Origin of the sequence: Arthrobacter sp. AB6, from assembly GCF_031844545.1 — a bacterium.
In the GTDB taxonomy this organism is placed as follows: domain Bacteria; phylum Actinomycetota; class Actinomycetes; order Actinomycetales; family Micrococcaceae; genus Arthrobacter.
The window spans coordinates 59,703-71,695 of the sequence record NZ_JAUZVL010000022.1 but is presented as its reverse complement, the minus strand read 5'-3'; the positions used below and the strand labels follow the sequence as shown (position 1 = coordinate 71,695).

The window sequence follows — 11,993 nt, the reverse complement described above, 5'->3', positions numbered from 1 at the left end:
ACACGTACAATCCGTCAGGACAGCAGCCAAAAAGCGTCGCAGACACACAGGGCCAGGCCAGGGGGTCCGGAGCTCTGCGACGGCGCCACCTGGCCCCAACAGCCGGCCGCGCCAGCGGACGCCCAAACAGGTGCGAGCCCTGCGAGCATGCACCATCACTACCGGTATGGCATGCTCGAAGGCGTAAGCAGCAGGATGTTTACACCCCAGGGCAGAGGGCCCATTCCCACCGGTTGCGGCCCTCTGCTTCGACCTGCGCGGTCATTAGAGTGTTGATACGAAGGGAAAGCCGATGGGTCTGTGGAGCTGGTTCGCCCGTCGGCGCAAGCCGGCAGCGGCTGCTGGTAGCCCCGCCTTCGCAGCGGCCATTGAGCCGAAGGAGCCGTTGACTCCTGAGCAGGTGGCAGATCTGAAAGCGGCGTGGGCCGAACTCGCCGAGGCGGCGAAAGAGTCAGCTGCCACCGGTTTTCATGCCTGCTCACGGGGCGGGAAGCCCTGGCAGGAAGATCCGGCAGCTGTGCGGAGCATGGCGGCGTTACTCCGCCGCGTTGACGCGGAGGACGCTGCTACGGAAGGTCCTACGGCCAAGTAAAAGCCAGCAGGGACGTTCGTGCTGGTTTCTCCTTTAAGCTGGGCCCATGGCCGAGTCCCTTCCGCCGGCACTGCACCCACCGGTCGCGGTGGCCCTGGCGAAACTCGTCAAGGCCTTCCCCGGCCCCAACGCACTGCCCGGCGGCCTGAACGCCGAACCCAAATTCGACGGTTTCCGCACTACCGCCTTTAATGACGGCGGCAAGGTGACGCTGTGGTCCAGACAGGGCAAGGAACTTACCCGAATCCTGCCGGACGCAGCTGCCGCTCTCGCAGAGCAGTTGCCTCCCGGTGTGGTCCTGGATGGTGAAGCCGTCATTTGGAACCGGGACCGGCTGGATTTCGATGCGCTGCAGCAGCGCATGGTCACCTCCAGGGCCGCGCTTCCAGCCCTGGCCAATGAGATGCCCGCGTCGTTCGTGGCCTTCGATGTTCTGGCCGTAGCAGGGCAAGACACCCGGGGTGTGCCATTCACCGGGCGCCGGCAGCTGCTCGAGGAGCTCGCCCGGGACTGGGCCCCACCATTGCACCTCTCCCCCATCACCAGAGACATGGACCTGGCAAAGACCTGGCTGCCGGATCTTCCCGCGACAGGAATCGAAGGACTCGTGTTCAAAGGCTCCCAGCCCTACGAGGCCGCCAGGATCTGGCTGAAGCTCAAGCACAAAGATATTTGGGACGTGGTGTGCTCGGCCGTGATCGGGTCCGTGACCCAACCACAGGCCATCATCGCCGGCCTGCCCATCGGCGGCGAACTGAAGATTGTCGGCCGCTCGACCCTCCTGTCCACGAAGGCCGGTCGTGAACTGGGCCGCCACCTCCACCCCGCCGGACCCAGGCACCCCTGGCCCGAAGAGATCAGCGAATCCTCCCTGAACAGATTCAGCAAGGACAAAGGTCCCGTCCGGCTGACACTGATCGAACCAGTCGTGGTCGAGGTCTCAGCCGACGTCGCCTGGTCCGGCACGTCCTTTCGACACCCCGTCACTTTGAAGCGTGTCAGGCCCGAGCTGAACCCTGCAGAAGTCAGCGTTCCCCCTGAACTCAACAACAGGCACCGCTGACGACGGCGCCGCGGCGGGTTACACCCAGTGTGGACAGCTTTGAGATTCATCCTCCGGTCTCCACCTGCCCACAATGGGCATAACCCGCTCCGGTTTCCACGGTGCGATTGCTCAAGAACCGTTCTTTGTCGTACCCCTCCCCCCACAATGAAACCTGCGGCTTGGACGGCCGCTTTTTATTGGCGTGTCTATTCGAATGTATGTTCTAAGGTTGTGTTATGGGACCGGAGCAAGCTGCCGCGCTGCAGGCGCAGTACGCGCGCCGCGCCGGCCCGATCGGGCTGACCGTGGAAGAGCTCGATTTCGAGCACTTCCCCGCTAAAAACGGGTACCCCGGGATCCCGGTGAAGGCGTGGATCCGGTTCCCGAACTGCGCGGAGCTCGTGGACGGGGAAGTCTTCGCATGGACAGCGAAAGCGGCCGAAGTGACTTGGAAGGACGGCCCGGTGACGTACCGGACCTGGGTGTGGAGCTCGGCGGTCACCCGCCGGGAAGACATGATGAACAGGAATTTGGGAGAGCGGACCAACCGTGACAGCAACAGTAAGTGAAACACCCATAGACGCCCCCGTGGACGTCCGCTTCACGGCGGCCGGCACTCCCCTGGCAGTCCGCTACGACGGACGGGTGTGGGCGGTCGCAGCGGAGCCGCTGCACTGGTTCACCAGGGACTCCTGGTGGGAGACCCAGCGAACTGTTCCGGTCGGCGTCGGAAACGTCGTGGACATCGAGTTCTGGAGGGTCCAGGTGAAACTCTCATCCAACTCAGTCCTGCGGACCTTCGAGCTGCGGCGGGACCCGCTGTCGGAGCAGTGGCTGCTGGAGACCATCACTGACGACTAATCCCCCCCCCATCGGCCAGTTGCGTCCTGGCTCGGATCTAGTGCTTAAAGACCCCTCCAAACCGACCGGGGCTTGAAGGGGTCCTGTCGAGCAGCGGCTGAGGCTTCATCAATGGCTATAACGAGCTACGACTAGAGCTTGTCTATCCAGGTTTCCTCTTCCCGATCGTCCCAAGCGGAACGGGAAGACTTTGGCTTATACGATCCTCGTTGTTCGATAACTGTCAGGATTCGCCGTGCCTCAACAGCATGTAGCTCGCGAAGAGAGCTGACGTCACGAGTAAGGATGGAATCGACTAGCGCCTTCCGCTCCCCTTGGTCGGTCATACCAGGCGTCCCGGATCTGCTGGACCTGTTCGGGCCGAATTAGCATTTCTTGCAATGCCGCAAAGGCTGGCTGACTTGGAAGATCAAAGAGGCCCGGGCTATCGCTCACGTAAAGAATCCTAGCTTGCCGCTATTCTCGTACCAGCTGACACTCAGTTTCTTTGTCAAGCGGCTGCTTTCCCCGATGGTGTAATGGCAGCACACTGGCCTTTGGAGCCGATAGTCGAGGTTCGAATCCTCGTCGGGGAGCTTCCAGTCGAATATCCGGGTCTGGTCCTGTCGCTACAGTCGATTCCGGTCCAACGGTGGAACTTCTGCGCCGCGGCCGGCGGAGCCGGCTGTCTGAAGCAGGGACCACTACGATCCTGAGACCGAGGAGACCCATCAAGGGTCGATGAGAAGGGGGCCTGCCATTCGACATATATTAGGGACCGAGCTTGGAGGGAAAAGCTTCTGGTTCTAACCCCTCGGCAACAAGAAGCGAGACGCGCCCTGGTACAGGAGTGCGCCGAAATTTGAGGGGTGGAGCATGGCACATATTGACGCGCTGATCGACAAGGTGTCCGATCCAGAGTTGAAGCGTCTACTTCGCGAACAGGTGGACGGCCTCCTACAACGTAGAGATTTCGGACTCGTCTTCCAAGAGCACAAGCCGGAAGTAGTCGAGCTTCCCAACTACAGAATTCGTCCCGGTTGCACCGTTCGGCCCATCGTCGCGACCGACACCTCCGAATGGCGGGTAACAGCGGTAAGGGGCGAGGTTGCCTCACTGGAGTCAGGTGAAAATTCGTCAACCGCTTTAGTGAAGGACCTCGTGGTCATTCGTGAATTCGGTGAGGCAATCTACCCGGGACTTCAATCCCGCGGCCTCGTTTCGAAAAGCTCTGACAAGCCATTCCATAGCGTCATCAACTCCGAGAACTTTCATGCCCTGGAAACCCTGCTGTACGCATACGAGAAAAAAGTGGATGCGATTTACATCGATCCCCCGTACAACACTGGTGCGAGAGACTGGAAGTACAACAACGACTATGTAGATGGCATCGATGACTACCGCCACAGCAAATGGCTTGCGTTCATGCAACGCCGGCTGGAGCTTGCCGAGCGTCTGCTGAATCCTGCGGACTCTGTTCTAGTGATCACCATCGATGAGAACGAGGTGCATCACCTCGGCGTCCTCTTGGAACAGCTCTTCCCGGAGACCACGCGGCAAATGGTCACCATCGCCATCAACGGGAAGGGAGTCTCCAAAAACGGGCAGCTGTCTAGCGTTGAAGAATACGCCTTCTTCGTCTACTTTGGGTCGGCTAAACCAAGCCCCGTAGCTGACAATCTGTTTAACGACGAGCAAGAAACAACGTCAACCGGAGAAGCGGATCATTGGGCCAGCCTCCTTCGGCGCGGCACAGATGCGAGCAGGTACGACCGGCCGGGGATGTTCTACCCCTTTTTTGTGGATCCAGCACTCAAGCGAGTGGTCGAAATTGGGCGACCCCTGGAAGCAAGTGAATCCCGTACAGATGTTGAAGCTCCTGCCGGGCTAGTAGCCGTATGGCCCCTCCGTACAGACGGCAGTGAGGGAAGATGGCAAACAGGCAAGATCGGGTCACAGGATCTCCTTGACCAGGGCTATCTGAAACTTGGAGCGTATAACCGCCGCCGGGACCAGTGGGCTATTAAGTACCTATTCAAAGGGCAACGGGAGCGCATTGAATCCGGGGCGCTGGAGATTACAGGCAGGGACGAGAACGGTGCCGTCCTGCTGTCTGAGCGCCAACAGCGAGTAGTAAGCGGCAAAACAATGTGGAACAGATCCCGACATAACGCCGGGAGCTACGGGAGCGGACTTCTTCGTGCTCTGATCCCAGGCCGATCATTTCCATTCCCGAAATCCCTGTACGCGGTAGTAGACACGCTGCGCCTGATGGTTGGATCCAAACCGAACGCTCTGATTCTCGACTTCTTCGGCGGCTCCGGAACCACTGCTCACGCAACGGCCTACCTCAATGCTGAAGATGGTGGGCGGCGGCGCTCAATAGTGGTGACTAACAACGAAGTATCCCCTGACGAGGCCCGACAGCTAAGGGAAGCCGGGCACGTACCCGGCGATCCGGAATGGGAGGCCCTGGGAATCTTCGAGCATGTAACGCGTCCACGGTTGGAAGCCGCATTCACCGGCCTCACGCACACGGGAGACCCAGCCCCAGGAAGCTATCTCAACGGAACTGCCTTAGCAGCGGGGTTCGATGAAAACATTGAATTTTTTGACCTGACTTATGAAGATCCTGATCTCATCAGCATGGGGCGGAAGTTTGAAATGGTGGCTCCGCTTCTGTGGCTCAGGGCGGGAGCTTGCGGTCAACGCATTGATACCCCATCTGAGGCTTGGGCGATTTCGGAGAACGGAACGTACGGAATTCTCTTCGACGAAGAGAAGTGGCGCGATTTCGTTCTTGAGGTTTCCAGCAGATCGACATTGACCCACGTGTTTGTCGTTACCGACAGCAAATCCGTCTACCAGCAGGTTCATACCGAGCTGCCGGACCATGTGGAAGCTACCCAGTTGTATGAAGACTATCTTCGAACATTCCGCATCAATACGGAGGTACGGGCGTGAGGTTCACCCTTAAGGACTACCAGGAAGCGGCTTTCCGCGACGTGGTTAAGGCCCTGCGAAAAGCGACTCGTGATCACAGCGAGGACCCCGATGAACAGTACGCTGTAACTCTTTCAGCTCCGACCGGAGCTGGTAAGACCGTTATAGCTTCTGCCGTCATTGAAGCCCTTTTTAACGGATCAGACCTGGTTGCAGAGGATCCTGAAGCGACTGTTCTATGGGTGACCGATGATCCTGCACTGAATGAACAGACCAAACAAAAAATGTTGTCTGCCTCCGACTTGGGACCCGCCCAGCTGGTAACCATCGATTCATCCTTCGATCAGCAGACTTTTGATCCAGGCAAGGTTTACTTCCTCAACATCCAGAAGTTGGCCAGATCTAATCCTCTGACACGCAGCAACATCAATGGCCGCACTACCTCGCTGTGGGACACAATCGCTGGGACTATTGCCGGTCGAGGGTCCCGCTTCTACGTAGTGATTGACGAGGCACACCGCGGGATGAGAGCAGAGGGTGATAGGGAAACCATCGTTTCCCGGATCCTGAATGGTCAGAATGGCACGAGGCCGGCACCTATTGTGTGGGGTATCTCTGCCACTCCTCACCGATTTGACGCAGCAATGGCGCAGCGGAACTCAAAAAAGGTTTCGGTAGCTATTGCTGATGTCAGGTCCTCTGGCTTGCTCAAAGATTTGATCTTGCTCGACAACCCTGCGGCATCGCAGCCAACAGGCGATACCACTTTGGTTCGAGCGGCTGTCGGGAAAACTCTGGACTTTGCGGCGGCGTGGGAGCAACACGCTACATCAGAGAGTGACACTGCCGTTTTGCCGGTACTGGTCGTTCAGATCGGCAACAGCCCTACGGACGCCGAACTGGAAGAATTGTTGGATTCGGTCTTTGGCTCTTGGCCAGGGCTTCTAGAGCAGAACGTCGTGAACACTTTTGGCGAGCGGTCATCGCTGAGCATTGGATCGCGCACAATTCGCTATATGCTTCCGCAGGACATACAGGACAACACTGAGGTGCGGGTGGTTCTTTGCAAGGATGCCATCTCAACCGGGTGGGACTGCCCCCGCGCTGAAGTGCTGGTCTCTTTCCGCCGCGCCCAGGACCATACGTACATCACGCAATTGATCGGGCGTATGGTTCGCACTCCCTTGGCGAGGCGCATAGCGGCAAACAAAGTGTTGAACACAGTCAACATATTTTTGCCCTACTTCAACAGAGACCAAGTGCAATCCATCGTTGACTCATTCGCCTCTGGTCAGAATGATGAGCCGCCCGTCCCGATGATTTCCAACCCGGTGTACCTGCAGCGGAACAGCGAAGTACCAGCGGTGGTGGCTGAAATCCTTGCCTCTATCCCCACCTACATAGTCCCCGGGAAGATTTACCGCACCCAAGTGTCCAGGCTTTTCCGTTTAGCCGCGCTTTTGGTGGGCGACCATGTGGTCGAAGACGCCATCAATCATGTCCGTCTCCACCTTGTTGGAACGCTGGAGGCACACAGACTGCGGTTGGAAGCGGACGGAACCTTTGAAAGAAGTCTTCGCCAGATCCGGAGTCTACGAGTTGAGCGATCGGTGGCGCTGTTGGCCGCAGAGTCCATCGCGGACTTGACCCTCTTCGAGGGAACTTACGAGATGAATCTCGACAGCAACAATGTCGAGGATCTATTTAGGGTGGCCAAGCGGAAGCTGCCGGAGGGCATCGCCCTCGCCTACTGGAACAGGTTGGTAGATAGTCAGGGTGACGACTGGGATCCTCTGGCCGCGAAAGCCGAGGTCGCAGCCCTCGCTCTCCACCCTGAGGTCATAGCAGGAGTCGAGTCGGCCGCCGAAAGTTTGGTTCGCGAGTGGTTGCGGGAGCACCATGGCTCAATATCGCGTTTGCCAGATCGGCTGCGCGCTCAGTATGAACCGATCCGACGTGAAGCCCGAGACTCTGAGCTATCTATACTCGTTCCGCCGAATAATGACGTTGTCCAGGAAACCACCCACAACTGGCGGAAGCACCTCCTATCCGACAGCAGGGGAGCATATCCCAAGGAATTTAGGGGATGGGAAGCAGCCGTTCTAAATCTTGAACTAGCTGACCAAGACCTCGTTGGCTGGTATCGGAACCCCACCGGGACGGATGCTGCACTAAGGGTTCCTTATCCTGGACCCCATCACGACAGACCAATGTATCCAGATTTCATCTTCTTCCACTCCACAGATGGGGGAATCCGTCCCTCGATAGTCGACCCGCATGGATACAACTATCAAGACGCAGCGGCGAAGCTGAAAGGGCTCGCCCGTTATGCGGAAGCACACGGAGAACTGTTTGCACGCATTGAGTCGGTCATTGAGGACCAAGAAGGACGCCTCGTCGCCCTCGATCTGAAGTCTCCGACTGTCAGAGAAGCAGTGGAAGCCAACTATGGAGAGAACGTACTCTCCACATACGAAGAACACGGAGGCTACCTTTCCTAGGGGCAATAGGAGGGGACAGACAACCTCCGCTGCGGACGACTACCGCCCAACAGCGTGAGGAGAGCCGGTCAATGATCCTAGGTTTTTCGGGGCTTACATGCAGAGTGGCTGCTAAACCGGTACACACCGAGGTGTCCCATTTCCTTGAACCCGGGACAGCCCTCTAGGTAGCCAGCAGATGCTCACTTCAACCCACATTTGACGAACCCATCCTCTTCGCAAAGCTTCTAACAACCTTTGAAACACGGTTCCTCTCCCATCCAGGGGAGTTGAGAGGGACCCCCCTCTGTTGGAGGTGCTGGTCCAGCGGGAACGAAGGGCTATCCCTTCTCCACGAAACCAAAATCTCGAGGATGTCATGGCCAAGGTCGGCGGCATTCTCCAACATGATCAGGTCTTTGAGAGTGATCATGGCGACCGCAGCGCTGAACTCCTCGGAATGCCCCAGGGACAGTAGGCGTTCCTGAGCCCGTCGTTGAACCGGTATGGTCCAGGGCAGCCCCGTTTCACCCGTCAGCACTAACGGGACACAGGTATAGTGCCCTTCACCGTGGAGGCGGGCCTCTTCCTCGAGCAAGCTGATGGTGGACGACAGTTGCTGCGCTTTGCGTGCGGTCAGGACCTTATCAAGTTCATCGTCCAGCGCGAGGCTGGATGCATTGGCAAAGACAACGGGACGGGGCATCGCCCTCTCGGTGACTTCGATCAGCAACCAAGTGTGGCCCGATCGAACCGCGTAGTCGCAAATACGGGGCAAATCTTTCCTGCCCTCCGCGAGCCTCTTCCGCAGGCGTTCTTCATCAAAGACCTGCAGCTTTCTCTTGAAAAAGATCCTGCGTAGAGCAGCACCTGCCTCATATTCGAGGATGTCCCTGGTGCACTGATGGAAAGCCTCTTCGCGTTTCCGGTCAACATTCCTGAGATACTGACGGACATCCCAAAACGTGGTCTCACTCAAGGCACGCTGCATCACGAAGTTCGGGCTCAGCATAAGTAGCTCTCCCGACTCCAACCGGATGAGAGGGTAGCGCCGGAATGCATCGAACTGAAACCTAGACGACCCCGGCGCGGCCGCATCATTACGGATCAGCTTTCGGATCTCGGCCACTGGATAAGATGTCACGGCCAGGAAGTGTTCGATCGCTTCCAGTGGCAAACCCAGTGTCGTAAAGAACTTATCCGGGAAACGTACATGCCCGTGAACGGATGCCTGTGCATAGATGTTGAACGCGACAGCAGCGAAATCAACTAATTCAACCCCGGTCGCTTCATGAAAAAGCTCCTGAGGTTCGCCCCCCACAGTCTCGGCCGTTTTCGTTCGCTTTGGCCAGTTTCGAAACCACGTTCGTTCAAACCAAACTAACTGGCGACCAACCCAAAGAGTTCGATTGAAGTGATAGTTTGCGATCAGCTCGCTAGCCAGCGACACATCCATGCCGCCCCACGTCGCCCCACCTGCGTCCTTTGGTCCTTGATCATTGTCGTCTGCTATACCGAGCAAGCAGATCACCAGCATGTCGAGTCCGTCCACAGACTCTTTGGCCGGACCTTCCGGGCAGTACAAGAGAGCTTCCTTGGCAGCGAGCAGAAGCATCTGCGGAGCAAACAACGTAACGCCAAAGGTCGAGCCGATTTCAAGGTAGGTCCGCAATCGAGGGTTTCGAACCTTTGCAGCCCACTTCCGGTCCAGCTCCGCGTTCGTTCCATCTGAGAGGGTTGCGCGAACCTCAATATCCGTGAGGATCTGAGCAATGAGGGATAACGCCTGCCCACTGGAAAGTTGCTCCCAGAATGCGATCCGAATCTCTAGGGGTGCACGTTCTCCTAGTAATTCGGAGGCCGTTGCATATGTTCGAATTCCCGGGATATGCATCGGGAAAGGTGAAGGCAATGAGCCGGGATCTGGCATGCACCCAGCTTAGGTTTGATCAAGCTATAAGCAGTTGCACGAGGGGCAGTGTCCCACTTCCTTGGAGTGAAAGCGAGCCGGCCAGGGCACTCGCTCGGTCGAAGTGGCTCCCTAACTATCAGACCCAACTCCGTGGCGTTAATGCCGTTCTGAGTTGCTCTACGCGACACTGGCACCATGAGTCCAAATGTTCCCCCTCTCCTCGTCGGACCACTGGGAGAAGAGCCTGCAACACAAGGGTCCTTTCCTTGGATTCGGGACAAGTGGCGGGAACACATGCACGATTTGCCCGACGTCCTTAGAACCCTGGATCAGCTTCCGGACAGGGTCGACCGTCAGTCCACGCGGGCCGTCGTCCTGTCCGAACTCGCCCAGGGGCGAGTGCTATCCGCATTTATACCTGCAATGGTTTGGGGATGGGGTACGACAGGCCTGGGTCCCGTGCGTACCAGGTGGGCGCTCACGCAAATCGACAACAGGAGCGATGACGCCCTGCAATTGCCAGTAGATCCGACTGTCGCCGAGCGCTTGGACGCCGGCGCCCGGGCGGTCCGTAAAGACGGTCCCCTCGGCGCATTCAGGCTGATGAACAATGCCGGACGAATAAAACACCTCGGCCCGTCGTACTTCACCAAATGGCTTTACTTCAGTTCGGCCTTGCAGGGGCCCGACGACGCTGCTGCAGCTCCCATCCTCGATAAGCGGATAGTTGACTGGCTGCGTGAGCACGCCGACATTTCTCTGGATGCAGACAAGTCACCCTCGTACGCGGACTATCTGGAATTACTCACCGACTGGGGAGACCAGTACGGACGCACCCGAGTTCAGGTCGAGAAAGCAATTTTCAAACTTGCAACCGGCCGAGGCTAAAACCCTTGGAGGACCCGGCATGAAAAGGATTCTTCGATGGATTGCAGGCACCGCCGTGACGATTGCCTTCCTTGCAGGTCGTCTCTGCTTTTTTAGCGCGAGCCTTGCCTATGAAGAAGCGGGACGATGGTTTGCCCGAGCCACCTACAACACTGAGTGCACGCCAACCGGGCCGCCGGGATGCGCTGACCTGCTCCTTCAGCAACCTAATTGGCCGTCCGGGGTTGAGGTAAGAGACAAGGACGTCTTGCTCGCTGAGGCCAGTGCCCTCCACAACACAGGTTCCGGAATACTGAGCCTGGGTGGCCTGCTCATGGCTGCGACTGGAGTGCTGCTTGCCAGCAGTATCTTCTCCGGTCAATCCATCGGCCACGGTAAGGGAGGAACTTCATGCCGGCTCAAAAAGGCCGTATCCCAACTCTGGAGCAGCACGCCGTGCGCTGAAAACCATCCTTGAAAGACGCGGAAAAGCTGCCTGTCCGTGCCTATCCATGCAATGTTTGCAACGCATGGCACCTGACCTCCGCAAGTCGTTCCAGCAGACAGAATCCATGGTGGGCAAAGAAGCCCAGATGACTGATCCCGCATTTCAAGCAGGCGGGCAGCCCGGGGGTCTCACTGCCCCCAGACGGACCCCAGTTCGTCAGCCAACACGAACACCATTTTCACCGAGGAACTCGCGGGCACGGCCCACCTGGCGGTCTGTGGAAAAGGCATACCACTGTTCGTTAAGATTCTCACCGTGGACGAGGTCGCGGAACCTCGAGAAGGCACCTTTGCCTTCGATAACACGCTCCAGCCGCTGTCGGATGGCCTGGTCATGCTGCCGCTCGGCGAATGCAGCCATGTCCTGCCAGGCATTCCGGGAACCGGCGCGAAGGACTCGAAGCCAACGGTCCGGCTCCTCCTCCACGTCGATGGCGGCGCCCTCCTCGACCAACATCTGATCAGTGGCGCTGTCGTCGTATACCTGCCCGGTGTGCAGGTCAACGTAGCCGCCCGTCGACAGGTCGAGATCCCCTTCCAGCACGGTGGTGAGCATGTCCAGGTCTACCGGCACTACCCGGCCAGTCAGCGGCACGCGGTGCAAACCTGCCAGCAAGTCCCTCCGCCAGCAGCTGGTCACCAGCGCCACCGCGCCAAGTCAGCCGGTCGATGACCGACATCGCCACCGGCTCGGCTTCCTGACGCCTGTGCTCTAGCGCCAACCGGGCAACCCCCGCGTGTGTTCTCACAAATAGTTCTCGAAACGGTACAGTCGAACTAAGACGCCGAACCGAGTTTTGAGAAGAA

At 58.2% G+C, this 11,993-nt stretch carries 9 protein-coding genes and 1 tRNA gene; 8 read left to right on the top strand and 2 right to left on the bottom strand.

Going from position 1 to position 11,993, the window contains the following annotated elements:
* The first annotated feature begins 638 nt into the window (after nt 1-638).
* From Q9R30_RS15670 to Q9R30_RS15645, 6 genes are all read left to right on the top strand, one after another.
* Nucleotides 639-1,655: an ATP-dependent DNA ligase gene (locus tag Q9R30_RS15670; RefSeq protein ID WP_311218178.1), complete on the top strand. Its 1,017-nt coding sequence runs from the start codon at nt 639-641 to the stop codon at nt 1,653-1,655.
* A gap of 218 nt (nt 1,656-1,873) precedes the next feature.
* The gene (locus tag Q9R30_RS15665) at nt 1,874-2,206 is read left to right on the top strand and encodes a hypothetical protein (protein WP_311218177.1); all 333 of its coding nucleotides are present in this window, start codon (nt 1,874-1,876) and stop codon (nt 2,204-2,206) included.
* 19 nt (nt 2,207-2,225) lie between these two features.
* Nucleotides 2,226-2,498 carry a hypothetical protein gene (locus tag Q9R30_RS15660; RefSeq protein WP_311218180.1) on the top strand — a complete coding sequence of 91 codons (273 nt, stop codon included), beginning with the start codon at nt 2,226-2,228 and terminating at the stop codon, nt 2,496-2,498.
* Nucleotides 2,499-3,002: 504 nt separating this feature from the next.
* Nucleotides 3,003-3,073: transfer RNA gene (locus Q9R30_RS15655), tRNA-Gln, on the top strand.
* 280 nt (nt 3,074-3,353) lie between these two features.
* Nucleotides 3,354-5,441 (top strand): DNA methyltransferase, encoded by a 2,088-nt coding sequence (locus Q9R30_RS15650; RefSeq protein ID WP_311218176.1) that lies wholly within the window; start codon nt 3,354-3,356, stop codon nt 5,439-5,441.
* Nucleotides 5,438-7,921, top strand: coding sequence for a DEAD/DEAH box helicase family protein (locus Q9R30_RS15645; protein WP_311218175.1), 2,484 nt, complete (start codon nt 5,438-5,440; stop codon nt 7,919-7,921). Before Q9R30_RS15650 ends, Q9R30_RS15645 begins: the two co-directional genes overlap by 4 nt.
* 187 nt (nt 7,922-8,108) lie before the next feature.
* Here Q9R30_RS15645 and Q9R30_RS15640 read toward each other — a convergent pair whose 3' ends face one another.
* Nucleotides 8,109-9,830 (bottom strand): hypothetical protein, encoded by a 1,722-nt coding sequence (locus Q9R30_RS15640; protein WP_311218174.1) that lies wholly within the window; start codon nt 9,828-9,830, stop codon nt 8,109-8,111.
* 177 nt (nt 9,831-10,007) lie between these two features.
* Here Q9R30_RS15640 and Q9R30_RS19380 point away from each other — a divergent pair, with 177 nt between their 5' ends.
* Complete coding sequence (locus Q9R30_RS19380; protein ID WP_396136738.1) at nt 10,008-10,700, top strand: hypothetical protein; 693 nt, start codon at nt 10,008-10,010, stop codon at nt 10,698-10,700.
* A 19-nt stretch (nt 10,701-10,719) separates the two neighbouring features.
* Nucleotides 10,720-11,157 (top strand): hypothetical protein, encoded by a 438-nt coding sequence (locus Q9R30_RS15630; protein WP_311218172.1) that lies wholly within the window; start codon nt 10,720-10,722, stop codon nt 11,155-11,157.
* Nucleotides 11,158-11,343: 186 nt separating this feature from the next.
* On the opposite strand, the gene Q9R30_RS15625 is transcribed toward Q9R30_RS15630, so the two are convergent.
* Nucleotides 11,344-11,835, bottom strand: coding sequence for a UPF0158 family protein (locus Q9R30_RS15625; RefSeq protein WP_311218171.1), 492 nt, complete (start codon nt 11,833-11,835; stop codon nt 11,344-11,346).
* Nucleotides 11,836-11,993 lie beyond the last annotated feature (158 nt).

Bases quoted from the DNA above. Each gene is read 5' to 3' on its own strand.
- Q9R30_RS15670 (WP_311218178.1), top strand. From the start codon at position 639: ATGGCCGAGTCCCTTCCGCCGGCACTGCACCCACCGGTCGCGGTGGCC.
- Q9R30_RS15665 (WP_311218177.1), top strand. From the start codon at position 1,874: ATGGGACCGGAGCAAGCTGCCGCGCTGCAGGCGCAGTACGCGCGCCGC.
- Q9R30_RS15650 (WP_311218176.1), top strand. From the start codon at position 3,354: ATGGCACATATTGACGCGCTGATCGACAAGGTGTCCGATCCAGAGTTG.
- Q9R30_RS15640 (WP_311218174.1), bottom strand. From the start codon at position 9,830: ATGCCAGATCCCGGCTCATTGCCTTCACCTTTCCCGATGCATATCCCG.
- Q9R30_RS19380 (WP_396136738.1), top strand. From the start codon at position 10,008: ATGAGTCCAAATGTTCCCCCTCTCCTCGTCGGACCACTGGGAGAAGAG.
- Q9R30_RS15630 (WP_311218172.1), top strand. From the start codon at position 10,720: ATGAAAAGGATTCTTCGATGGATTGCAGGCACCGCCGTGACGATTGCC.